19 protein-coding genes and 1 tRNA gene are annotated in these 25,261 nt (G+C 50.5%); 10 read left to right on the top strand and 10 right to left on the bottom strand.

Translation table 11 applies throughout. The features are described 5' to 3' along the window. Positions 1 to 3: 3 nt before the first annotated feature. The 5 genes from EJN92_RS04840 to mutY form a co-directional block, all read right to left on the bottom strand. Positions 4 to 993 (bottom strand): sensor histidine kinase, encoded by a 990-nt coding sequence (locus tag EJN92_RS04840; protein ID WP_157984310.1) that lies wholly within the window; start codon positions 991 to 993, stop codon positions 4 to 6. Between the two features lie 720 nt (positions 994 to 1,713). Then, the gene (locus EJN92_RS04845; protein ID WP_126126777.1) at positions 1,714 to 2,877 is read right to left on the bottom strand and encodes an ABC transporter permease; all 1,164 of its coding nucleotides are present in this window, start codon (positions 2,875 to 2,877) and stop codon (positions 1,714 to 1,716) included. Beyond that, complete coding sequence (locus EJN92_RS04850) at positions 2,874 to 3,680, bottom strand: ABC transporter ATP-binding protein (RefSeq protein WP_126126778.1); 807 nt, start codon at positions 3,678 to 3,680, stop codon at positions 2,874 to 2,876. Before EJN92_RS04850 ends, EJN92_RS04845 begins: the two co-directional genes overlap by 4 nt. Beyond that, positions 3,677 to 5,236, bottom strand: a complete 1,560-nt coding sequence (locus tag EJN92_RS04855) for an alpha/beta hydrolase (RefSeq protein WP_126126779.1) — start codon at positions 5,234 to 5,236, stop codon at positions 3,677 to 3,679. The genes EJN92_RS04850 and EJN92_RS04855 overlap by 4 nt, the downstream gene beginning before the upstream one ends. 214 nt (positions 5,237 to 5,450) lie before the next feature. Then, entirely contained in the window at positions 5,451 to 6,590 is a 1,140-nt protein-coding gene (gene mutY, locus EJN92_RS04860) for an A/G-specific adenine glycosylase (protein ID WP_126126780.1), read from the bottom strand. Between the two features lie 578 nt (positions 6,591 to 7,168). Between mutY and EJN92_RS04865 the strand changes: the two genes are divergently transcribed. Both EJN92_RS04865 and EJN92_RS04870 read left to right on the top strand, forming a co-directional pair. Next, a complete protein-coding gene (locus tag EJN92_RS04865) occupies positions 7,169 to 10,003 on the top strand; it encodes a TonB-dependent receptor (RefSeq protein ID WP_126126781.1) in 2,835 nt (944 codons plus the stop codon). Between the two features lie 149 nt (positions 10,004 to 10,152). Next, positions 10,153 to 10,542, top strand: coding sequence for a peptidylprolyl isomerase (locus tag EJN92_RS04870; RefSeq protein WP_126126782.1), 390 nt, complete (start codon positions 10,153 to 10,155; stop codon positions 10,540 to 10,542). 121 nt (positions 10,543 to 10,663) lie between these two features. Here the strand turns inward: EJN92_RS04870 and lhpI are convergent, their stop codons facing one another. The 3 genes from lhpI to EJN92_RS04885 are packed head-to-tail and all read right to left on the bottom strand — an operon-like array spanning position 10,664 to position 13,739. Further along, entirely contained in the window at positions 10,664 to 11,602 is a 939-nt protein-coding gene (gene lhpI, locus EJN92_RS04875) for a bifunctional Delta(1)-pyrroline-2-carboxylate/Delta(1)-piperideine-2-carboxylate reductase (protein WP_126126783.1), read from the bottom strand. Next, on the bottom strand, positions 11,599 to 12,702 hold the full coding sequence (locus EJN92_RS04880; protein WP_126126784.1) for a M24 family metallopeptidase: 1,104 nt from the start codon (positions 12,700 to 12,702) through the stop codon (positions 11,599 to 11,601). The genes lhpI and EJN92_RS04880 overlap by 4 nt, the downstream gene beginning before the upstream one ends. Continuing rightward, a complete protein-coding gene (locus tag EJN92_RS04885) occupies positions 12,699 to 13,739 on the bottom strand; it encodes a proline racemase family protein (RefSeq protein WP_126126785.1) in 1,041 nt (346 codons plus the stop codon). The genes EJN92_RS04880 and EJN92_RS04885 overlap by 4 nt, the downstream gene beginning before the upstream one ends. A gap of 179 nt (positions 13,740 to 13,918) precedes the next feature. On the opposite strand from EJN92_RS04885, the gene EJN92_RS04890 reads away from it, so the two are divergent. Then, complete coding sequence (locus tag EJN92_RS04890) at positions 13,919 to 14,845, top strand: collagenase (RefSeq protein ID WP_227869711.1); 927 nt, start codon at positions 13,919 to 13,921, stop codon at positions 14,843 to 14,845. A gap of 48 nt (positions 14,846 to 14,893) precedes the next feature. Here EJN92_RS04890 and EJN92_RS04895 read toward each other — a convergent pair whose 3' ends face one another. Together EJN92_RS04895 and mutM are read right to left on the bottom strand one after the other, a co-directional pair. Next, a complete protein-coding gene (locus EJN92_RS04895) occupies positions 14,894 to 16,831 on the bottom strand; it encodes a dynamin family protein (RefSeq protein WP_194074965.1) in 1,938 nt (645 codons plus the stop codon). Between the two features lie 49 nt (positions 16,832 to 16,880). Further along, positions 16,881 to 17,702: a bifunctional DNA-formamidopyrimidine glycosylase/DNA-(apurinic or apyrimidinic site) lyase gene (gene mutM / locus EJN92_RS04900; protein ID WP_126126786.1), complete on the bottom strand. Its 822-nt coding sequence runs from the start codon at positions 17,700 to 17,702 to the stop codon at positions 16,881 to 16,883. A 174-nt stretch (positions 17,703 to 17,876) separates the two neighbouring features. On the opposite strand from mutM, the gene EJN92_RS04905 reads away from it, so the two are divergent. The 7 genes from EJN92_RS04905 (at position 17,877) to ggt (ending at position 25,106) form a co-directional block, all read left to right on the top strand. Continuing rightward, positions 17,877 to 19,664 carry a tetratricopeptide repeat protein gene (locus tag EJN92_RS04905; protein ID WP_126126787.1) on the top strand — a complete coding sequence of 596 codons (1,788 nt, stop codon included), beginning with the start codon at positions 17,877 to 17,879 and terminating at the stop codon, positions 19,662 to 19,664. 56 nt (positions 19,665 to 19,720) lie between these two features. Further along, positions 19,721 to 20,377: a lipoprotein insertase outer membrane protein LolB gene (gene lolB / locus EJN92_RS04910; RefSeq protein ID WP_126126788.1), complete on the top strand. Its 657-nt coding sequence runs from the start codon at positions 19,721 to 19,723 to the stop codon at positions 20,375 to 20,377. Continuing rightward, positions 20,374 to 21,258, top strand: coding sequence for a 4-(cytidine 5'-diphospho)-2-C-methyl-D-erythritol kinase (gene ispE, locus EJN92_RS04915; RefSeq protein ID WP_227869712.1), 885 nt, complete (start codon positions 20,374 to 20,376; stop codon positions 21,256 to 21,258). The genes lolB and ispE overlap by 4 nt, the downstream gene beginning before the upstream one ends. A gap of 74 nt (positions 21,259 to 21,332) precedes the next feature. Continuing rightward, positions 21,333 to 21,409: transfer RNA gene (locus EJN92_RS04920), tRNA-Gln, on the top strand. 85 nt (positions 21,410 to 21,494) lie between these two features. Further along, on the top strand, positions 21,495 to 22,451 hold the full coding sequence (locus EJN92_RS04925) for a ribose-phosphate pyrophosphokinase (RefSeq protein WP_126126789.1): 957 nt from the start codon (positions 21,495 to 21,497) through the stop codon (positions 22,449 to 22,451). 126 nt (positions 22,452 to 22,577) lie between these two features. Beyond that, a complete protein-coding gene (locus EJN92_RS04930; RefSeq protein WP_126126790.1) occupies positions 22,578 to 23,165 on the top strand; it encodes a 50S ribosomal protein L25/general stress protein Ctc in 588 nt (195 codons plus the stop codon). A 222-nt stretch (positions 23,166 to 23,387) separates the two neighbouring features. Next, the gene (ggt, locus tag EJN92_RS04935; protein WP_407701549.1) at positions 23,388 to 25,106 is read left to right on the top strand and encodes a gamma-glutamyltransferase; all 1,719 of its coding nucleotides are present in this window, start codon (positions 23,388 to 23,390) and stop codon (positions 25,104 to 25,106) included. Positions 25,107 to 25,261: the final 155 nt, after the last annotated feature.

The following is a 25,261-nucleotide window of genomic DNA, read 5'->3' on the forward strand; positions in this document are numbered from 1 at the left end:
TGGTCAGCTAGCTTCAGCTGGGAAATTAAGTTCGGCACTAAAGCCATGCGGGCTGAGTGCTGTCAGGCTGAGCTGGGCATCGCCAGCAAATATCAATTGTAGACGCTCGCGCAGATTAGCCAGCCCGGTGCCTAGCCCCTGGCTAGCCTGCTTGCCCTGATGGTCTTGCCCCAGACCGACCCCGGTATCGCTGACCAAGGCCAGACAGCGCCCCTGCTGTAGTCGCACACTCACATCGATCTGCCCGCCCACCTCGCTCGGGTCGATACCGTGGCGCACCGCGTTTTCTACCAGAGTCAGCAAAGTCATGGGCGGACACTTGATACGCAAGGCCGCGTCCTCAACTTGTATCTTAAATTGTAATCGGTCAGGCATACGCATATGCATAATTTCGAGATAGGCGCGCACCAAATCGAGTTCTTGCCCTAGTGTGCTGGAAGTATCGTTCAGACTAGGCACGGCAGCGCGCAGGTAGGCGATCAGGCTATTGAGTACTTGTGAGGCTTGCGCAGATCCAGCATCGACCAGCTCACGCACATTGGCTAGGGTATTGAACAGAAAATGCGGTTCGACTTGTGCCTGCAATAAGCGCAGCCGCGAATCTAGGGCATCACGGGCGAATTCGCTGCGTTCCAGCTCAAACGACAGCGCCTGCCTTTGCGCTTGCCCACTAATATGGCGATACAGCGCCGACATGGCGATCCACGGTGAAAACAAGAGGCCGGCACCGATCATAGAACCGCATCCCGCTAATTTCTCCTTGCTTTGGTACCAGGGGCTAGGGTCACCTAGAGTGGTCAGGGAATAGGCCAGCGCCGCCGCGAACGGCACCACAATCGCCACCGCCGCAACTTGTAGCACCCAGCGCGCCACCCAACGTGGCAAGCGCCGCGGCCAGCGCTCCAACAACCCAAAGGCCGTTAATTGTAGGAAGCCGATCAAGAACAAACGGGCCCAGATGGTGATCCACCAGGTCGGCCAGGTAAATTTCATGATTATGCTGAGAAACAGACTAAACAATAAAATAACTTGCAAGCGTCTCCAGCTATAGAATTTGGGCGGCCTTGGCACTAAGGCGGATGATGTGGCGATATTCATATTCTGATCTTTCCTAAAGAAACCCTCATTGGCCAGTGTCTGCACTCACTACGACAGACACAGTTTAGCGCGCCGCTAGCTGCCTCGCTAATGGGCAGCGACCAAGCACGCGATGCTTAGACCGAAACACGCCAGGCAAAGATGAAACGCGTGGCAGCTTGCGCTTGAAAAAACAAGGGGCGCAAGGCATGGCCGATTTCAACAGCAGGCGCAGAGTCGCATGCTTAGCCTGGAAGCGCAATTGCCGTCAGCGTATTGGGCTGCAGAGGATTTCAAAACCGCATGGCCCAGCACGCATATTCCATGCGGGCTACAGGCCGGTGTGCCTGGAAAGGCGCATGGAATATGCGCGCTGGCGTGCCGGTATTTGAAATTGCATACGGCGCGTTACTGTTCAGCCCGCTATGAAGAAAGTCAAAACCACTCAACACAGAGGCACAGAGACACAGAGATTCACAGAGGAAAGCAAGGCAGTTCTCCGTTTTTCTCTGTGTCTCTGTGCCTCCTTTGAGAGGTTTTCGTTTTGTTTTTAATAATTTTAGTAGAAGGCTGAACAGTTACTACGGCGCCGTGGCATGTGCCCGATTACGCTGCGCTAATCGGGCCTACAAAGTTTTACAGCATCACCACCCTGCGCATTTTATGCGCGACAAAACTGAGGCTGGCGATGCATATGCTGGTGCACACTAGTAGAGCAATCGCGACCGCGCTCACTTCTAGCGGCTCGCCCTTGAGCACATGGTTCATCATCAAAGATTGCGCGATCGACGGTGCCCATACAAACCATGCCGGTTCGCGGCCGGTATTAAACATCAGCATCATCGGTGCCATTGAGATCAGCATGCTCAAGATTTGATTGCGCACCTGTGCTTCTTTGAAGCTCTTGCAAGTGAGCGAGAGCGCCACTTGCAGTGCCGAAATGCTGGCCGCCAGCGGCAACAAGATCAGCAAGAAACCGAGCGCATCACTGAGGCCGAATTGGAATTCCGCCTTTAGCGCATCATTGCGTATCAGCCACTGCGAGGGGAAAAAACTGAGCACAGTCAGCAAGGCGACCAGCATGCTGATACTGGCCACCGCGCCCCACTTGCCTAGGGCGAGCTGCCAACCGGTCACCGGGTTCATCATCAAAGGTTCTAGCGAGCCACGCTCACGCTCGCCAGCAGTGGTGTCGATGGCGGAGAACATGCCGCCCACCACGATCGCCATGATCAGCGCAAATGGCAGCATGCTGGTGACGGTGACGCGTCGCTCTTCGGCACGGCCTATATATTTTTCTTTGACTTCGATCAACTGAAACACTTCACTAGAGACGCCGCGCATGGTGAGACCGAGCATGGCGCTCTCTTGGGTGTAGCCGTCCAGCAGGCGCTTGAGCGGGCGCAATGCAAACTCGGCTTGCTTGTTCGAGGTGTCGTAGACGATTTCTAGTTTTACTTTTTTCGCCTGCGCCAACTCCTGATCAAAATTTTCAGACACCAGCAAGACTGGCTGACTAAGATCTTTTTTACGCAATTTTTCTTCGTAGTCGGCAGGCGCAATTTCAATTTGATAGCCTTGCCTCAGGATGTAGTTTTCTAGTCGCGCTGCCTGTTTCAGGTTAAGCGCCATCACTGTGCGCTTGTCTTCCTGCGCCTCTATCTGCGACATGATTTCAGAAAATATGACTAGTAATAGAGGCACGAACACCAGTGCGCTCAACAACACCATCATCAAGGTGCGCCTATCACGCATAGCGTCGGTAATTTCTTTACGGAAGATCGTGATAATCGCGTTCATCTTGCTGTCCTGTTAGTGTTAGCCTTAGGCGCATCGAGAAAGGCCAATTTGACGAAGGCATCTTCGAAATCAGTTTCACCAGCTTGTTGCATCAATTCGTCCACTGTGCCGCTGGCGACGGTCTGGCCGCGCGCCACAATCACCACCGCATCGCACAGACGCTCTACCTCTTGCATGATATGGGTAGAGAAAATGATGCATTTGCCGCCGCCAGCTGGGGTACACAACCAGCGTAGAAATTCGCGCAGGCCACGGGTGGCGACCACATCGAGGCCATTGGTAGGCTCATCGAGAATAATATTTTTCGGGTCGTGTATCAGGGCTCGGGCCAGCGCCACCTTCATGCGCTCGCCCTGGCTAAAGCCTTCGGTACGTCTGTCGAGCAGGCTCTTCATTTCCAAATTTTCTGCCAACTGCTCAATGCGCTGCTGTATCAAGGCGGGCTGCATGCCATGCAGAGCACCGTAGTAATGGATGTTTTCACGCGCGCTCAAGCGTGGATACAAACCGCGCGCATCCGACAGCACCCCCATCTGCGACTGCGTGCTATGCTGCCCGGCAACCACCTCTACCCCATCAATACTAATGCGCCCTTGATCGGGCTGCAGCAAAGAAGCCACCATGCGCAAACTGGTAGTCTTGCCGGCACCATTGGCACCGAGCAGACCAAGTATGGCACCGTCGCCAGCACTAAAATGGATACCCTCTACCGCTTTAACTACCTCATGTTTGGCCTTGCCAAGACCGTAGTAGGCCTTAGTCGTTTTCACAAATTCTTTATGCAAATTTTCGGCGACTATCATGGCTTAACTCCTGGCTTAACTTCTGGCTGCGCGCTGTTTTGTGCAGCGCTTTTATTCGGCTCAGGGCTAGTCGTGAGCGGTGCTTGCCACGCCAAGGGTCTTGGGATTTGCCTTAGGCAGTTGGCGTCGACTTTGACCGCCTCGGCGTCGTCTTTGGCGTTCAGATAGCGGTACACCACGTCTCTTAGGCAACCATGCATCAGCAAACCATGGCCGGCATTTTCAACCGCCAGATGGCGTGCTTGCGGACCTAAGGCCGTGCTGACTGCCGCGCCATGTCGGCTAGGTGTGACCGGATCGATACCGCCACTGAGGAGCAAGACCGGTGACTTACTGGTGGGCACGCTGAAAAATTCGGCGGGAATAGTGGCACGCGGCCACTTCTCACAAACTTTGTCATACATCCCGGTACTGAGTACCGCAAAATCGTCGGCGGGGACACTAGCCTTGGCAGCCACTGCCAGCGGACGCGCATAGGCTTCGCCACACCATACCGAGAAGTGCATGCCATAGGCGATACCACCCGGTCCGGCCAGATTAAAGGCATTGCTGAGCGTAATCAGGGGATTTATATTGCCTAGCTCAGCCTGCGTTAACGCATACGGTAAGCCTGCAGTACTAGCGGCCGAATACAGCGTTTTATGAACTAAACCAAGTAAGGCCTCGCGCGTGAACGGGGCCGTAATCTGGTTGCCCAAACGTGGATGGGTGTAACTGATTTTACTCACTGGTGTGCTGGCAAGCTCAGGTGTCAGCTTATGCAATAATTTTTTCCAGCGCACCGCCAGATCGGGGTAATTTTGATTACACAGCGTATCCTTCAGGCAGGCTGCGAATACGCCCTCTAGTGCAGTTTGGGCATCAAGCGATGGCAGGCGCATATCGGGCGGAGTCACCCCATCGAGCACCAGACGTCGCACAGCCTTAGGATACTGGCGCAGATATTCCAAACCGGCACGGGTTCCATACGAGGCCCCCACCAAGTTGATAGGGCCATAGGCTTGCGCCAGACGAACCGCCTCCAGATCTTGTACCGCAATACTGGTGCTGAAATACTGCAAATCACCATACGGCAAGGCCTGCAGATTTTTCATGCAATGCTCTGCCAGCTTATGCATGGTCTGGTTGTCCATCACCTCGCTAGCATCTTCCAGTTCAGGACAATGCAGAGGAGCACTACGGCCAGTGCCACGTTGATCGACAAACACCAGATCGCGCCTGCGGTTCAGACGGCTTAATACCGCCTGCCCAAAGCCCGCCACATTGATGGCACTCTGACCGGGACCACCGGCCAACAGAAACACCGCATCAGGCAATTTATTTCTATCTTGTGAGGGCAGCACCACATAATGAATGCTGATTTTTTTACCCTCGGGCTGGGCTGGATTGAGTGGCCGCAAGATCTCACCACATTGCACTTCCTGAGGAAAGTCAGGATGACGACAAGCCTTGGTGGCGGCCTCTGCAACATTAACTAACAGCAACGGCAACAGACATAACAAGATAAGTCGAAACCTGAGTTGTGACATGCCTTGATAAAAAATTGGATTTAGCAAAATACGCTCCTGAAATGTGAAGCACCACAAGCTTGATTCAAAAACCTGTGAGTGAGAGCACAGTGTAAATCGAGTTCTCGCGACAGGAAAGAAAAGTGACGAAATCGCATAGGCAGGGACGAAAGCCCGATAGCGCGAGATGAAGCCGAACCAGCTATTTTGGTTTTTCCTCAGCCGCGCTAAGCACCGCTGCCATTAGTGGCGATAGTCATCACTACGCCAGCGTCAGCAATAAAGTTTTAATCGGCGCAGGTAAGGCTGCCGATGAAATTTTTGCCATATCAGTCCAAACATAACGCGCCTCAGCCACCATCGCATGTCGTTTGGAAATGCTCGCTCGAAGCGGGGTTACATGCAATTTAAAATGGGTAAACACATGGCTAAAATCAGGCAAGGCAAGCATCTCAGTCAACTCGCCAAATTGCCCAAACAACTGGCGCGCTGCCGGTAACTGCTCGCTCATCGCCAACACCTCGGTCGCCTGAAAATCACGCATACCGCCGATCTCGGGCAAGGATAGCAAGCCGCCCCAAATCCCGCTATCAGGGCGTTGTTCCAGCAAGACTTGGCCCTCATGGATCAACACCAGCATCAATGCCTGTTTGTGTTTTTGTAGCTTCTTAGGCTTACGTACCGGCAGCTCGGCGGTGCGCCCCTGCGCATAGGCCAGACAGCGCGTCTGCATAGGGCAGCGCTCACAGGAGGGGCTGTTGCGGGTACACAGAGTGGCGCCTAAATCCATCAAACCCTGGGTGTAGGCTTGTATGTCCTGCTGCGGTAAGAGCGCCTGGGCACGTAACCACAACGCGTCTTCTATCGGTTTAGAGCCGGGGTAGCCATCGACCGCAAACACGCGGGCCAAGACCCGCTTGACATTGCCATCCAAAATAGCCGCGATCGTGCCATACGAAAAAGCCGAAATTGCAGCGGCGGTAGAACGACCTATGCCCGGTAATTCTTGCAGTAACACTGGGTCAGACGGAAATTGTCCCTGATACTGCGCCACCACCAGCTTGGCACACTGGTGCAGATTGCGCGCCCGCGTGTAGTAACCGAGGCCACTCCAGTGTTCCATCACCTGCTCGGAGCTAGCCTCTGCCAGCGCAAACACGCTAGGGAAACTCTGCAAAAAACGCTGGTAATACGGGAGCACCGCCGTCACCTGGGTCTGCTGCAACATGATCTCAGACAACCAGACACGGTAGGCATCATCGCTTTGCTGCCACGGCAAGGCATGCCGTCCATGCTGCTTTTGCCAGGCAATCAGAGCGGCAGAAAATTCGGGGTCGCGATACCGCGGCTGCGATTCTGAAATCGCGTCAGTTGATTGTGAGGGAGTGCGGCTTGAAGTCATTAAGTGTTTTTCAGTAAGGGGTCATACCCCACAGCATTCAAAAATAGTCTTACGCATGCAACCCTAGGGCGAGCTAAAAACGCGCACAGAGCCTGACACTTCCTATGACTAGCGTCAAGGGAATCTCCAAAAAAATCCTCGCAAATTGATTGCACCAAATTCGGGACGCAAATCATTTTCGTTTTCTGTTGGCAATACCGCCCATATGCAAAAAGCCTGGCAATCACAACAGGACAGCACTACAAAAAGCAATCACTCATAGAGCCAAAACCTCTGATTTTTTAGAGATGGGTAAGACGCGGCCAGTACGTAAAAAACCTGAATTTTGGCTTGTTGCATTCTCACCATACTGCATTGAACACTCTTGACAATCCTTACACAGAATGATTTCATACGAACTCTTAATATATTGTAAGAATATCGAAGGAATATTTGAAGTATATTTTTAATTGATTTTTCTCCTCTGGATAAGGGCGTTGATAACGGCGCGCGGCGAAGAGTAAAGGCGACTAAAAATGGCCTCAATTCCATGAGAACGCGACACGTTAAGAACACCCATAATAATTCTGGAGTAGACAATGTTAAAAGAAACCGTTTTATCCCGTTCTGTAAGAATGATGTTCGCCGGCAGTCTCGGTCTGGCAATGAGTATTTCGGCACCGCATGCGCTAGCGCAAGAGGCTGCAGCTACTAGCGTTCAACGTGTAGAAATCACCGGGTCTTCAATTAAACGCATCAATCAGGAAACCGCTCTCCCAGTGCAAACCTTGAGCCGTGCCGACATAGAAAAAAGTGGCGCCAATAGCGTTGCGGATCTGGTCGCCGCCTTACCAAGCATGCAGGGCTTCGCCACAGCCAACCAAAGCATTAATGGCGGTGGCGGCGGTATCCAGACAGCCTCCATCCACAATATCGGCGCCGCTTACACCCTGGTTCTACTGAATGGCCATAGACTTGCTTCTTATGGCTCTGGTAGTGCAGTGAACTTGTCCAGCATTCCTATGTCTGCGGTAGAGCGGGTAGAGATCCTGACCGATGGCGCCTCCACGTTGTATGGCTCTGACGCTATCGCTGGCGTGGTCAATTTCATCCTACGTAAGAACCAAACAGATTTTTCGGTCGACCTGACGTATAACCAGCCCCAGCACAGCGGCGGTAAATCATATAACTTCGGTATCTCTAAAGGGTTTGGCGATCTGGAAAAAGACGGTTACAACGTTTTGCTCGCTTACAGCCATGATGAGCAAAAAGAGCTCAATGCATCGCAACGTCCGTTCGCAGATACCGGTGTCAGGAAATTTTCCAGTAAGGGAAAAAACTATGCGACCTGGTCACTGTCTGACAACTCCAGTCCGGCAATCGCCCAACTGAAGATGAAAGACGGTTCTGATCCTGTGATGTTTTCCCCCGATTTGCTGAAAAACGGCAAATGTGGCCCGAATACGTTTCAGGTCGACAGTCGCTGCCGCTATGATTACGCGTCCACAGTTCAGTTAATGCCAGAATCGAAACGCGATAGCTTCTTTGGTTCCGTCAATTACAAGCTCAATAGCGACACGAATTTATTCGCTGAAGCAGTAGTCTCAAAATTTACCCAAACCGGTCGCTATGCACCGCCAGCTCAGCCCCTGGCGCTTCCTTTATCTAGCCCGCTGTACAGCAAATATGTCACCCCTTATTTGGCACAATTAGGAGTCGATCCCGCCAATGTTGCGAGCGCGCTTATGAAATTACGCATTTCAGATGCTGGTGGTCGCAATGTCGCCTATGGCACTGAGGCGCAGCATTTGGTCTTGGGGGTGGATGGCAATGCCTTTGGCATGGACTACAACGCGTCGTTTACCCATTCGGTATCCAAGCGTAGCAGAGATTTTGCCGGCGGCTTTTTGAGTAAAAATAAATTCTATGAGATCGTCGACGCCGCGCCTCCCGCATTAAGCTACGATCCATTTGCACCAGCCGGATCATCAACGGCAATCCTGGCACCAGCGATATTGCATGAAAACTGGTCAAGCTCACAAAATACTCTGGATGTGCTCAGTTTGAGGGGGTCACGCGAGTTATTTACTTTACCTGGCGGTAAAGCACAGCTAGGTGTCGGCACCGACTTCACCAGACAGGGTTACGACTACAAGGCGACACCGATCGGTATGGGCGCAAACGCCTTGCAACCTAATTACACCGATGCGCCTTTGGGTGACTCACCAGGCGACTTGCCAATTGCCGCCAGCAGAAATAACTGGGGTGCATTTGCCGAACTACTGATGCCTATCAGCAAACGCTTCGACATCACTGCGGCACTACGTTACGACAGCTATACCGCAATTAAAAACACCGCAAACTTCGACGCAGCCGGCACACCGATCGCCTCTGAGACTCAGGGTAACAAAGCTGATAAACTGACCTATAAACTGTCAGCCGCTTTCCGACCTATCGATAGTTTGCTGCTGCGTGGCTCCTATGGCACCGGCTTTAAAATGGCTGACATGTCCACCATCACCTCGCCACTCACCCACAGTGGCAATACCGGCGGCCAATATGACTGTCCGGTCAAAGCACCAGATCCACGCGCAGTCAATTGCATGGGAAAAACCCAGTACGATATTTTATCGGGCGGTAATCGTCTGTCCGGCGAAAACGGCTTAAAGCCGGAAGAATCCAAGCAAGCCACTTTAGGCTTCCGCGTGGAACCTATCTCTAGCTTGTCGGTGGGAATTGACTGGTGGGATGTAAAAATGAGTAATCAGATTGCCTCGCTGCCGGAAGCTGTGGTATTTGGAAACCCGGCTAAATATGACAATCTATTCTCTACTTTTTACGAACCTGGTCAAGGCGGTAATATTTTGGTCGCCACCCTGCCTTCTTTTAATATCGCCAACGCGCAGTATCAAGGGATAGATTGGGATACCAGCTACAAAACCGCGACACCAATCGGTAAGTTAAGCCTGAACTGGACCGGTACCTACCTGCTCAAGTCCGATTATGATCTTCCTGGTAATCCTACGGTACAAAGCGTAGGACGTTACGATGAGTTCAACAACGTCGCGTTCCGCGTCATCACACGACTGGCGACGACCTTGACGACGTCGGATATGTTTTCACACACGATGATGATCAACTATAAATCCGGTTACCACGATCATCAGGCCAGTGTGCGTGAAGTCAATACCGATGGGTCATTTGGTAATTTCGTCGATCTGGATCGTGACGTTTCTTCCTACACTACCTTCGACTGGCAGACGCGTGCCCAACTGAAGAAAAATATCACGCTTACCTTCGGCATCAAGAACCTGTTTGATCGAAATCCACCGCTGTCACTGAAAGACGGCAACGGCGATCAGGTTGGCTACGATGGTCGCTATGCCGATGCGATGGGTCGTACTTTCTACATGACAGGTTCGATGAAATTTTAAGTTGATTTTCAGCGAATGAAGTGAGCGCGTCCAAAGCGGTGCCCTTTCTACTAAAAGGAAAGCGCACCGTTTTTATATTGACAGCGATCAACGATACAATATCCACGCTGCATCGCCCGCCATTTTTTCTCCCCAAAAAAATAAAAATCATGCCTTCATCCAATCGCCTTGTGAGATTCAGCTTAGGCGCACTCCTGTATGCCGTAATCGGCCATGCGCCTCGCCATCTGGATCGCAATATCACGCTGCTTGGACGCGTCATACACGGCATGGAATTGCTATCAGCCTTGCCACGCGGGACGGCGGCCATGGGGTTTTATGACAGACCGGAACAAGCAGTGCTCATCAAGTCCATGCGTATCGCGCAAGACTTGCCAGCAGCTGAGCGTAGCAAACTAGAAATCCTGCGCACCGATACACCGCTGTTTCAAGCCATCACCGAAGCGCCGCGCAATCGTTCGGGGAAGTGGTATAAGACAGCGGCCAATTACATTGATCTTTGCAATGTGCCCGTCCCTGTCAAAACCAAAACAGAATAGGCGAGACTGAAGATAAACAGAGCGAACTTGAGTCGCTCTTTTTATTCCCTACTGCGAATAGGCTAAACGAAATCGCTTTGCCTTAGTGATGTCAAACTGGAGCAACGAGCGATCGCCACGATTACTGAGATTTCAGCACCAGATGTGCGGCGATCAAATCACTTAAAGCAGTCCCCACAGACTTAAACAGCGTGATCTCATCATCACGTTCTCGCCCTGCGCATTTTTTACTACACAGATCCGCCAGCTCGCCTTTGATGTCTGCTGCCTGAAACAGCCCCTCCTGAATCGGTATCAACAACTCACCTGCTTCATTCAAGACATTTTGCCGGCTGTCGACAAACACTGCTGCCTTCTGAATTAAAGCACTATCACACTCACGACCAGCGGGGCTGTGATTGCCTAGCAAATCGACATGTGATCCGGCTCTGACGCTAGCACCCAAAATCAGAGGCGCGGACGAGCCAGTGGCACTGACGATGATATCGGCCAGCGCGGTGCTTGCCGCCAGATCCTGCACTTCCATAAATTCAACATGCGGAAAAATGAGTTCCAGATGTTGTTTTAATTCAGTGCGTTTGGCCGCATTACGTCCCCATAAAAACACATGTGTCAATTCACGTACCGTCAGATGCGCAATCACCAAAGGTATCGCCAGCTTGCCGGTGCCGAGCAAAAGCAAGCGCTGGGAATTGGCGCGGGACAGATAGCGAGACGCCAGCGCTGAGACCGCCGCGGTGCGCCAGTAAGTGACCGAGGTGCCATCGACCATGGCCAGCGGCACACCGTGTTCACGGCTAAACAAGAGTATTTTAGAGTACAAGGACGCATAGTCCTGTTGGGCATTTTCAGGAAAATAGGTGAAGGCTTTGACACCGATCACATCCTGATTCCGGGCGGGTAAAACCGCGAATCCATCATGTTTAAGCGGGTCTTGCGATAAGGCAAACACCTGCCTTTGCGGCATACCAAACTCTTGTTGGAAGCCCTGATCCAATGCCGCGATCAAAGCGGGAAATTGCAGGCTACGATTGACCTGATCTGCATCGATTAACTTCATATTGCCACCTCAAATTGTTTTGGTGCATGGCTTAGAGAGAGATATCCCTCTTGAGTAATTTGCACATCATCCTCTAGCCGTATTCCTCCATAACCTGGGATATAAATCCCAGGTTCTATCGTCACTACATAGTTTTCCTGTAGAACATCCCGGCAATGCGGCCCCATGAATGGCTGCTCATGCAGCTTGATGCCCACTCCATGCCCCAAACCTAGACCGGCATAGCCTGCAAATTCTGACGCTTTGAGTATCGCGCTGGCGGCGGCATCTGCCTCATGTGCGGCCAAGCCGGCATGCAAACTGGCGAGGGCTGCACATTGTGCTGCATATACGGTGTCAAACATCGCCTGTTGCCTTACATCCGCCTTGCCCGCAACAAAACTGCGCGTCATATCTGAGCGATAGCCATTAATGACGGCGCCAAAATCGATCACGATCAAATCACCAGCCTGTAATTGTCGCGCAGAGGGTATGCAATGCGGAAGTGCCGAACGCGCTCCAAATCCCAAAATAGTCGTAAATGAAATCCCTTCAGAACCGAGACGCTGCATTTGATAATCGAGTTCCAGTGCCATCTCCCGCTCACTCACACCGAGCTTCAGTTGCGGCAATAACAGAGCCAGCGCACGATCGGAAATTGCGGCAGCCTGGCGAATTTGCGCCACTTCCCATTCATCCTTGATTTTTCTTTGAGACTCCAGCATCGCCGGCGCGCAAGTAAATTCCATCTCTTGGTTATCAAAACAGATAGCCTGCCACATTGATACCGAAATATGCTCGGATTCAAACAAAATACGATGCGCCTGCTCGCGCTTCAAAACAATATTAATCGCGGCGCCTAAAGTCTGGCGATCCCGGTCACGGCATATCACCTGACAGTCAATTTGTTCATTGACACACTCGTGTTGCGCCTGCTCGATAAATCGATAGTCTGTAATCAGATAAAGAGCATTCTGAGTCACGATTCCGTACGCCGCTTCACCGCTGTAATTGAGCAGATAGCGTAAGTTGTCCAAAGAGAAAATCAGCAAGGCGTCTTGTCCTGCCTTGGACAGGCTTTCTCTCAGTATCGCCAGCCTTTGTTCAAATTGCGGTGTCATCTGAAAATAAATCCATTTTGTAGTGGGTCGGACGGATCGATGTAAAAACTCGCTTTCCCCACGATATGCGCACTTCCTTCCACGCGCGGGATGATCGCATTGTGCGGTCCATAGGCTAAGGTGTTCAGGGCTGAAACCTGGAACTGTGACCCCAGAATACTCTCAATAACGATTTTTTCCCCTAAGGGCAATACGCCTTTGGCATGCAAAATAGCGGCTTGCCCGGCCACACCGCTGCCAGTCGGGCTTCGGTCCAATTCACCGTCAGCAAAGATGCAGACGTTTCTACTATGCACTCCCGCTGTCTCGGACGGAGCCGAAAAAATTGTTCCGTATAAAAATCCGAGGTCCGCGTGCAACGGATGCGTTATGGCTCTGGATGAATGCAGCGCTTGCTTAATGCGGCGGCCAGCATCAATGATTTGACTGTGATTTTCCGCGCGCAAAGAAAGACCTAAGGAGGATGCATCCACATAAGCATAGAAGGCACCACCGTAGGCGAGCGTATAACTGACAGTTCCCAAGCCTGGCACCGCGACTTCGGCATCAGCATCAAACACAAATGAGGGTACGTTATCGAAATAGATGCGACGGATTTGCCCTTTTTTAATTTCTGCGTATGCCTTAATTTGCCCACAAGGCGCGTCGATACGCAAGCTCGTGACTGGCTCTAGTGCGCGCACAACACCTGCCTCTACGGCTACCCGCGTCAGCGCGATGATGGCGTGGCCGCACATGGTGCTATAGCCTTCATTGTGCAGGAACAAGACCCCAAAATCGCTATCAGGGCGCTCTGGTGGAGTAATAACACAACCATACATGTCGGCATGACCTCTAGGCTCGAACATGAGCGCGGTACGCAGATGATCATGGTTTTGCTGGCAATCTCTGCGCATTTCCAATATGGTTTCACCTTTCAGCAAGGGAAATCCTGAAGTAATAATGCGCAAAGGCTCGCCACCGGTATGACACTCCAGAGTGGTCATTTTATGCCATGAAGCCGGAGCTTCCCAATTTGCAAAGAGATTCTTATTCATTGCTTTTTCAGACGTATTAAACCTACACAAAGCGATATTCAGCAACTAAGTTCTGCCATCATATCGACCACAAAAAGAACAAATATACACCACAAATCAACAAATATACATGAAATATATTTATAATTGAATTAATAGCTTAAAGGCTAAGTAAATAATTCAAACGCTTGGAGATCCTTTTGAAATTACGTCTATTCGTTTTAATCAGCACCGTTGCGATGACGGCATGTAGTTTGGCGCCTATCAAGCATGAAGCTAGCCCGCAAATGCAAGTCAAAGCCCTAGATATAGAAATACAAAAAGTATTGTCGCGCTCCTATGCTTGCGGCCCGACCCTGGTATTGCGTTCACAAGCGCTCACGCCAGAACAAGAGCAAACTACCTGCAAGATGTTGGGCGAGATAGAGCAGAAATTTCATACTACTTTTAGCAGCGCAGGAAAACCCGTCAAGCATGACTCGAATGTCGCACTAAGAGCTAATATTTATCAGTCGCGCGATGATTTCGTAAAATACGCTGGGACTCATTTCGACATGCCGACCGACAATGGTGGCATGTATCTGGAAGGGCTGCCGGAACAACCCGGCAATCAGGCAGAATTTGTCGCCAATCAAAAAAAGGATGGCAGCATACACAATCTGGGCCACGAATATGTGCACTATCTGGATGGCCGGTTTAACCTTTATGGAGATTTTTGCACGAATTTACATGACTCACATTCAGCGCCAGAAAATTGTGCAAAGCCAGCTCCGATGGCGCCGTACTTAGTCTGGTGGACCGAAGGCGTGGCAGAGTACATCGCAAAAGGAACAAGCAATTTGCCTGCAAGCGAATTAGCTGGCGCTAAAACTTATGCCTTGAGTCAATTATTCGAGACTGGCTATGAAAGTAACAATGGAACGGCACGGGTATATAGCTGGGGTTATCTCGCGGTACGCTTCATGATGGAGAAACATAGAGACAAAATCGAACAGATGTTGAATTTCACGCGTAACGGAGATTTTCCCCGCTACCAATCCTTGATACGTAGTTGGGGTGACAGTATGGATGTCGAATTTGCCAGCTGGCTCATGGGCATCGCGACAGCTGTCAGTGTTAAAAAATAAGCCCAAAAAAAAAGCACCTTACGGTGCTTTTTTCTTCTGCGCCACTATTTAAGCAGCGTTTTTCAAACCGGTTAACTCGCTTGCCAAGGCGCCTTTCAAGCTAGACTCAAATTTCTCCATAGCCGCTTTTAAGGCTTCAATTTCTGCCTGCATAGCATCAAAAGAAGCAATCTTATCTTCCAGGCTATCGGTCGCGACGTGGATACGCTGTATCGACTGCATACGGTTTTTCAACTGATTTTTATGTTCGCGTATCTGTGCTTCCAAGGGCGCCATCACCACTTTTTGCCATGCTTCGACATCGCGATTGGCTTGCAAAAAGCTTTGTTTAACCCTTGCTGCGACCGAATCAAAAAACTTTTGTATCAAAACTTTATGCGAAGTCGTCAATAAAGTCATGGTGCTAAATTGCTTTTGAAATACAGCCTCAATTTTCGAGATTTCTTGTACGTATTTATCCAAAGAGAAAGCCATAGGTGCCGTCAAGGCCAGGCCATGCTCAGTCGAAAATTTACGGTACATGACACCCATCATCTCTGAGATTTCATCGATTTTTTTATTCGAGGTCATCAGATTTTCTTTGATTTGCGCAAAGAAAGTTCGAATGGCGTCTTTTAAGCCGGCAGAGAATTTACTGCTTTCCATATCTTCGCGAGATTTTCTAATTTCCTCGCGCAGTATTTCCATACCCAGACTGGTATACACTTCAGTCGACAACTTAGTGAAGACCGCACGCGTACCCTGCATCTTGATTAAGCTAGTATCGAATTCTTTTTTCTCTACATCGACACGCTTCATCATGTGTTCGATCACGGTATTATTTTTGCCGCGCAAGCTTTTCAATTCCAGCATCTGGTCTACGATATTGCGACCACGAGCGGCGATCACAGAACGCTGACCATTAATAATTTCATGCAGATCAGAGGCTAGTTGTGCGCGAATAATTTCTTGTTTGGACGGGATCAACTCTTTAGAAAGCGCATATTCCAAGGCCGGCAAGCGGCTCTTCGCTAACAAAGGTGCATCTTTGTGTATCTTAGCGACCAGACCTTTTTGTGCCGACACAGGGAAAACCTGATGTTCGTCGAGCGCCAGAATATGCGAAACGGTACTGACCTGATGTGCAATTTGTCGTTCAATTTCTTCTGGAGATCTTAATTCATCCCACATGCTATCGATCTTATTCAAGACCACCATACGCCCAGGTCCGCTGCCAATATGATTACGCCAGACATCAATATCACTCTTGGTAACGCCAGTATCGGCAGCCAAAATAAATAAGACGGCATGCGCGTTCGGTATCAGATTGAGTGTCAATTCAGGTTCGGTACCAATCGCATTCAAACCTGGGGTATCGACGATAATCAAACCTTCTTTTAACAGCGGATGCGGAAAGTTGACGATGGCATGACGCCATTGCGAAATTTCTACGCACCCATTTTCATCTAGCTCTAAAGCGGCATCAGGGTCGCTCTCATCATAAAGACCGTAAGACTTGGCCGTTTCTATACTCACCGTCTTGGTCAGGCTAACCTGCTTGAACGCTTCCAGCATGCCATCGCCAGAACTAATGTTGAGCGGCAAAACTGTCCAGACATGGTGTTGCCCTTTGTAATCGCTGGTCGACAAGGCCTCACCGCGCGTCTCGATAGGCAGCAGGCGAATACACGGCGGCATCGACTCGTCATACAATAACTCGGTTGGACACATGGTAGTGCGGCCGGCCGAGGATGGCAAAATACGCTGACCATAATCGGCAAAAAAGATGGCGTTGATGAGTTCTGACTTGCCGCGTGAAAATTCTGCAACAAAAGCGATGGTCAATTTGTCATCGATCAATCTTTCTTGCAATCGTGCCATTCTTTGATCGATAGCCGCATCGGCTAACTCTGAACCACTGAGCCACGAGCGATATTGCTCGAGTGCGCTCAACACGCCCTTACGCCAATCGCTGTATTCCTGGAATTTTTGAACCAGATTACTCATATTGCCCTCAATCAATTTTACGCATTACATCGGAATTTAACATTCTGTCTTATTTTTGGCAATTTACACAGTAAAAACTGCTACGTTGTCCCTGTTTAATCTGCCTGATCGTGGTGCCGCAAATACGACAAGGCTCGCCACAGCGATCATAAACGAAATACGACTGTTGGAAATAACCCGATTTCCCGTCCACTCCGACAAAGTCGCGCAGAGTACTGCCACCCTTCTCTATCGCGGCGGCTAAAGTATCTTGGATCGCCGCCACCAGCAAGGTATAGCGCGCTAAGCTGATACGATCGGCGGCGACTTTCGGATTTATCCTGGCTTTAAACAGACTCTCTGAGGCATAAATATTCCCTACTCCCACCACAATATCGCCGGCTAACAAGACTTGCTTGATCGCGGCATGACGCTGGCGAGATTGCCGATACAACAGTTGTGCATTGAATTGAGCCTCCAGTGGTTCCACCCCTAAGCCACGCAATAGTGGATGTGTTGCTACATCACCATCAATCGCCGCATGCCACAACACTGCGCCGAAACGGCGCGGATCATGCATGCGCAAGAGCTCGGCACCAACGACGATATCGATATGATCGTGTTTGGCAGCAGGGGTTAGGGCCGGCAAAATCCGCAGATGGCCAGACATCCCTAAATGAATCAAGAGCGTGCCATGCGCAAAATTGAGCAACAGATATTTGCCGCGCCGACCGGTACTTAAGATGGTCTCGCCTTTCAATAAGTCAGGCAGATTTGACGGAAACGGCCAACGTAAACCGCTGCGACGCAGCACCACCTCGCTCACGGTTTTGGCTTGTAAGTGCGGCGTCACACCACGTCGCGTCACTTCAACTTCAGGTAATTCAGGCATATTTATCTATAAAATATTTACAATTTGACACACAGAACCAGTGCAGAGCGCACCACGCAAGCGACGCTTCAGCGTAAAATCAGGCATCATCGATCAATTCAGGACGCTGTTTTGAAAAACATTTTTGCGACTATTGTAATAGCAAGCCCCATCAGACATATTTTCTGTGTAGGAATGATCAGTGTCGCAGCCAGCTTAAGCGGCTGCGCCAACTTTGGCACATTTGCCCAGCATGCACCGGAACAAATGCCGACAGCGCCGGATTTAGCCGAACCCAGCAACGGGCCACACGACAAGCTCGCCGTCTTAAGTGAAAAAGCTAGCGCCAACGACAAACTTCCTGATGTTGCCTTAAACGAAGAGCTTTTATACAAGATACTCACTTCAGAAATCGCCTATCAACGCGGCAATTGGCAATCGGCCTATGTCACGATTTTAGGTGCAGCGCAACAAACCCGTGACCCTAGGCTCGCCAAACGCGCCGCAGAAATGGCCTTAGCCGTCAAGCAACCCGCCGAAGCGCTGACTGCCATTCGGCTTTGGCGTGAATTAGCGCCCGAGTCTAGCGAAGCCAGTCAATATTATCTGGGCTTTATGATCGTCAATGGCAATCTGGCGGAGATACAGAAAATCTATAGCGAAAAACTGCAGAGTGCGACACCACAACAATACGGCCTGATCATGCTGCAAGCCCAGCGCCTGCTGGCACGTGCGCGCGACAAAAAAGCCGCGTTCGACACCTTAGAAGAAATACTTTCGCCCTACAAGGCAAGCATGGAGGCGCATCTAGCTTTAGCCCAAGGAGCGTATAACAATAACGACAATCTGCGCGCCATTAGCGAAGCAAAAACCGCTTTGGCACTCAAACCAGATTCACAATTGGCGATATTAACGATCGCTCAGGCCTCATCAAAACCGGATGCACTCAGAGAAATCGCCGCTTTTGTTGAAAAAAATCCGGACTCGCGCGATGTCAGACTTGCCTATGCCAGCATGCTGATAGAAATGAAGCAACTAGACAAGGCCAGTCATGAGTTTGAACGTCTATTACGCGACAAGCCCGATGATGTGGCCAGCATTTACACCTTAGGCGCTTTAGCCATGGATAGCGGTCAGTTTAAATTAGCCGAAAAATATTTTCTCTCGTATCTGGCGATCCTGGAAGCACATCCCGAAGAGGAACGCGATCCTACTCCTAGCCTGGTGAATTTGGCGCAACTAGCCCTGGAACGCAAAGACAATGCAGCGGCACTCAACTGGCTGAGCAAGGTTGATTCGTATGAAGGTAAAAACGCAGCCTGGCTAAACATACAGTTTCGCCGTGCTCAAATCATGGCGAAAGACGGCAAACTCAAAGAAGCACTCGAGTTTCTGAAAAACCTGAAAGCCGCCAACGATGGCGAAGAGATCCAAATTTTGCAGGCGCAATCACAATTACTCAGAAATGCCAAACGCGCTGCGGAAGCGATGACGGTCATGGAAAACGCAGCCCTACGTTTTCCAAACAATCCAGATCTGCTTTACGATTACGCCATGCTGGCCGAGTCTCAGAAAAATATCCCGCTGATGGAAGCTCAACTTAAGCGTGTCATAGAACTAGCGCCGAATAGTCAGCATGCCTACAACGCTTTGGGCTATTCCTACGCAGATAGAAATATTCATCTTCCTGAGGCCTTGTCCTTAATCGAAAAAGCTTTGCAAATAGCGCCGGAAGATCCCTTCATTCTCGATAGCTTGGGCTGGGTTAAATTTCGTCTTGGGCAGCACGAAGAAGCCGAGCAAGCTTTGCGCCGCGCCTACCAATTGCGAGCAGATCCTGAAATCGCCATTCATTTAGGCGAAGTTTTATGGATCGCAGGAAAACATGAAGATGCTAGGGCATTTTGGCGTGATGCCAAGAGCAAAGATGCTGACAACGAAAGCCTGAAGAGCACTTTGCTGCGCCTCAACGTCAAACCCTAACCATTCCGCCACTCTATACTCCCCCATGTATAGAGTGGAAATCATCAAAAGCCCTCATGAATATTGCGCAATTGCGACACAAGTCTAGATACTCCCGTTATTTATCGTTTTCCCTGAGCATTTCACTGGGCTTGTTATTGAGTGCTTGTGCGACGCCCCCAGGAATGCCTCGTGCGACTGAAAGCAATCAAGCAGCCCAGCCGCAGACCCGCCACTACCGTGAACAGATCAATCTCAGCGGGCGCATCCACGTCCAGTATCAGCACAACGACAAAGCGCAAAGTTTACCCGGCAGTTTTGAATGGTCACAAGACCATGAAAAGCTACACATCAACTTGCTCAATCCACTCGGGCAAACGATCGCCAGCATAGAGCAAGACGCACACGGCGCGCGCCTGCAGCAAGCCAATCAGGACATGCGCAGCGCCGCCAATCTGGATCAATTGTTGGACGAGGCCCTAGGCTGGCCATTGCCAGTGGCCGGGCTAAAAGACTGGCTGCAAGGCTATAGCCGCAACGCCAGGCAAACGCCTAGCGCCCTGCCAACTGAAGACAATCTCATGCTAACGGCCGATGGCTGGCAATTGCGCTACGTCACTTGGATACAAGAGGCTGGCGAAATCCGCCCCAAACGACTCGATCTGCAACGCTACACGCCACAAGCTGGCGCAGTGAGCCTGAAGATAATTATTGATCAATGGAATACACCATGAATTCCCCTCACAAAATGGATGCGCTTTTGGATCAGTCCATGCTGCAATGTCCGGCGCCGGCCAAACTCAATCTGTTTTTGCATGTCACCGGGCGGCGCGCCGATGGCTACCATTTACTACAAACCGCGTTTCAATTAATCGATCATGGCGACACGCTTGATATTGTGCGGCGCGAAGATGGCTTGATACACCGCACTAATGAGATTGCGGGCGTTCCGGAAGACAGCGATCTGATCGTTCGCGCCGCCCGCTTACTCAAGGCGCACACCGCCAGTCCGTATGGCGCCGAGCTCACTTTGCACAAAATTTTACCCATGGGCGGCGGCTTGGGTGGCGGCTCCTCGGATGCCGCCACCACACTGATTGCACTCAACCGTCTGTGGCAATGCGGTTTGCGCAGGCAGGAATTAATGAATTTGGGCTTGCAACTAGGTGCCGATGTGCCGTTTTTTTTGTTCGGTCGCAATGCCTTTGCCGAAGGTGTGGGCGAAGTTTTACAAGAAATCACTACCCCGGATTGCTGGTATCTGGTGATAGAACCGGGTGTCCAAGTACCAACCCCTGCAATATTTTCGTCAAAAGAATTGACAAGGGACACAAAGACCTTCAGAATAACGGACTTCTCTGGTAGCGCAGATAAGCACTTGAGAAATGATTTACAAGCAGTAGCCTGCACGCTGTTTCCGGAAGTCGCTGAAGTCATTGATTGGCTAAGTAAATTTGGAAATGCGAAGATGACAGGATCTGGAGCATGTGTTTTTTGCGACTTCGCTGATGAAATTTCAGCCGATGAAGTTCTAAAACAAGTACCGGATCGCTGGATATCTTGGAAAGCAAGAGCACTGAGTCAGCATCCGATGGCGCATCTGGTGCAGGCATAAAAAGATTTGGTTTGATGCGAAGTTAACGCTAAAATAGCGCAGAATTTAAAACGCATCGGGCAACACAGTTGTGTAGGGGAGTCGCCAAGCTGGTTAAGGCACCGGATTTTGATTCCGGCATGCGAAGGTTCGAATCCTTCCTCCCCTGCCATTAAATACAGAGCCGCCGCATATACATGATGCGGCGGCTTTTTTAATTTCTCGCATCCATTAACCTTTAGCCAATAGGTGATCTCATGCCACGCATAAACGACAACATGATGGTCTTTACCGGTAACGCCAATCCCGCATTGGCTGCAGGTGTAGCGAAGCAACTCGGTATCCCTCTCGGCAAAGCAGACGTCTCCAAGTTCTCGGATGGCGAAGTGATGGTCGAGATTAACGAAAACGTACGCGGTAAAGATGTTTTTGTATTGCAATCGACTTGCGCTCCGACCAATGACAATCTGATGGAAATCATGTTGATGGTCGACGCTCTCAAGCGCGCCTCAGCCGGTCGCATCACAGCCGCCATCCCGTATTTTGGTTACGCCCGACAAGATCGCCGCCCGCGTTCAGCGCGCGTAGCGATCTCGGCCAAGGTGGTTGCGAATATGCTGGAAGAAGCCGGCGTTGACCGCGTCCTGATCATGGATCTGCATGCCGACCAAATTCAAGGTTTCTTCGATATTCCGGTTGATAACATCTACGCTTCACCTATTTTGCTGGGCGATCTGGTCTCAAAAAATTATGATGACCTGTTAGTCGTATCGCCAGACGTAGGCGGCGTAGTTCGCGCCCGTGCCTTGGCGAAACGCCTGGGTTGTGATTTAGCGATCATCGACAAGCGCCGTCCGAAAGCGAATGTCTCAGAAGTCATGAACATCATCGGTGAAGTCGAAGGCCGCAATTGCGTGATCATGGATGACATGGTCGACACTGCAGGCACACTCACCAAAGCAGCAGAAGTATTGAAAGAACGCGGCGCTAAAAAAGTGCTGGCTTACTGTACGCATCCGGTCTTGTCTGGCCCTGCGATTGCGCGCATCATCCAGTCACCGCTCGATGAACTGGTCGTCACCGACACCATTCCATTATCGGAAGCAGCACGTGCCTGCGGCAAGATACGTCAATTGTCTTGCGACAGCCTGCTGGCAGAAACTTTCCGCCGCATTACTAAAGGCGAATCAGTCATTTCTTTATTTACTGACTAATTCTTAGCCTAAATTTTCTGCCCTGCTGTTTTTAAACAGCGGGGCTTTTTTGAATTCCTGGTCGCGGGGATTCAACACCGCAATGACAAACACTTAGTTTGGATTTGCAATTTTTGGAGCAACAAAATGAAAGTTATCGCATCTACACGCACATTACAGGGCACCGGAGCGAGCCGCCGCCTGCGTATCGCTGGTCAAACTCCTGGTATCATTTACGGTGGCACTGCTGCACCAGTATCGATCACTCTGGATCACAATGCTTTGTACCACGCATTGAAAAAAGAAGCCTTCCACGCATCCATTCTGGATATGGATCTGGATGGTAAAGTTGAAAAAGTTCTGTTGCGCGATTTCCAAATCCACGCATACAAACAATTGGTATTGCACGCTGATTTCCAACGCGTAGATCCAACTAAAAACGTACACGTTAAAGTGCCTTTGCACTTCATCAACGCAGACGTTTCTCCTGCCGTGAAATTGTCCGCAGCTGTCATCAGCCACGTATTGGTTGATCTGGACATTACTTGCTTGCCTGCTGACTTGCCAGAATTCATCACAGTTGATCTGACTAATCTGGAAGCCGGTCAATCACTGCACGTTTCTAGCCTGACATTACCTAAAGGCGTTACTGCCGTTGTTCACGGTGACGATGCTACTGTTGCTATCGCAGTTGTACCACGCGGTGCGATTGTTGCTGAAGTTCCAGCGAAGTAATTCCCGCTTTTTATCCAGCGCAAGCTGGATAAATCAGAAAAAAACCACCAGCGATGGTGGTTTTTTTTCGCCTGGAATTTGACGCCCCTAAACATGCGCAAGGAATATTTCCTATACAATTGTTTCGACCGCACTAAAATTGCCTGCATAATTAAACTCTTATCCCGCCTTAGCCAAGGACGTATTTTGCCTACTACCACACCAAGATCGATACATCTCCGCCTGCCACTCACACTCACCATCGCATTTACTCTGTGCGCGCCACTGGCGATTGCTCAGTCCGCCGCCACTCTTCCAGTTTACGACACCAGTTACAGCATTTTCAGCCCGGTCACGGCGCGCCATGGCATGGTTGCTAGCGAACAGGCGCTGGCTAGCCAGGTCGGACTGGATATTCTCAAGCGCGGTGGCAATGCGGTCGATGCCAGTGTTGCAGTCGGCTTCGCTTTAGCGGTGGTACTACCAAATGCCGGGAATATCGGTGGCGGCGGTTTTATGCTGATACATGATGCCAAGAGCGGCAAAGACATTGCCCTCGATTTTAGAGAAATGGCACCGTCGGCTGCCAGTCGGAATATGTATCTGGACGCAAGCGGCAAAGTAATACCGCGCAGTTCTACCTTTAGTCATCTGGCCGTTGGCGTGCCAGGCACAGTAGCGGGCCTAGATCTGGCCCTGAGCAAATACGGCAGCATGAAACTCAAGGACCTGATTGCACCCGCCATCAAACTCGCCGAACAAGGTTTTGAAGTCAGCCCGCATCTGGCAGAAATGCTCAGCTATAGCCAGCAGCATCTGGGTAAATGGCCAGCAAGCCGCGCAATTTTCTTCAAGGGTGAACGCCCGCTCAAGGCCGGGGAACTACTGGTTCAAAAAGATCTGGCACGGTCGCTGCGACTGATAGGAGAGCAAGGCCCCAAGGTTTTTTATGAAGGCGAGATAGCCAAAAAAATCGTCGCGGAGATGGCGGCACATCAAGGCTTGATTACTAGCGCCGACATGAAAAATTATAAGGCGATAGAACGCCAGCCGGTCACCGGTAATTACCGCGGTTATCAGGTGCTGTCTATGCCGCCACCTAGCTCTGGTGGTGTGCACATCGTACAGATGCTCAATATGCTAGAAAATTACCCGTTGCGTCAACAAGGCGTCAACAGCGCGCAAAATCTGCATCTGATGAGCGAAGTCATGAAGCTCGCATACGCTGATAGATCCGAATACCTGGGTGATCCGGATTTTAGCAAAGTGCCGGTAAAAGCGCTTACCTCGCCCGCTTACGCCAAAGAACTCATCAAAAATATCAATCCCGAACTGGCGACCCCGTCTAGCCAAATTAAGCCAGGTAAATTAGCGCCCTACGAAAGCGATCAAACCACTCACTATTCGGTGGCGGATCAACATGGTAATGTGGTCGCCACCACCTACACGCTGAACCTCTTATTCGGTAGCGGCATCGTGGCAGCAGGTACAGGCATCACTTTAAATAATGAGATGGATGATTTTTCTGTCAAAGCCGGAGTACCCAATGCCTTCGGTCTAATCGGCGGTGCCGCCAACGCAGTCGAGGCAAATAAGCGTCCACTCAGCTCTATGTCCCCCACCATTATTCTGAAAGATGGCAAACCCTTCCTGGCCACTGGCAGCCCGGGTGGAAGTCGCATCATCACCACCACGCTACAAATGATATTGAACGTGATCGATCACGGCATGAATGTGGCAGAAGCAACGGTCACCCCGCGCATCCATCAACAGTGGGAGCCCGATCAATTACGCATAGAAAAAGGTATAGGAGCAGATACCCAACGCCTGTTAGAGCAAAAAGGGCAAAAAATTATCATCGCTAGACCTATGGGGCGCACCCAGACCATACAAATTACACCCGTGGGTTTTGAGGGCTACTCAGACCCGCGCAATCCGGATGGCAAGACCTTGGGGTATTAATAATTTCGCTCAGCCGCGACTTACAAATCAACGATTAGAAAAAAGCCTGGTTCAAGTTCCAGGCTTTTTTTTCATATCTCCAGTGCAATTACCTGATCCAAATCAAGTTTCTAAAATTTAACTCCCCTAAAATCAGGCGCTAACACAGTTTGGCT

This window comes from Undibacterium parvum (assembly GCF_003955735.1).
Lineage (GTDB): Bacteria > Pseudomonadota > Gammaproteobacteria > Burkholderiales > Burkholderiaceae_D > Undibacterium > Undibacterium parvum.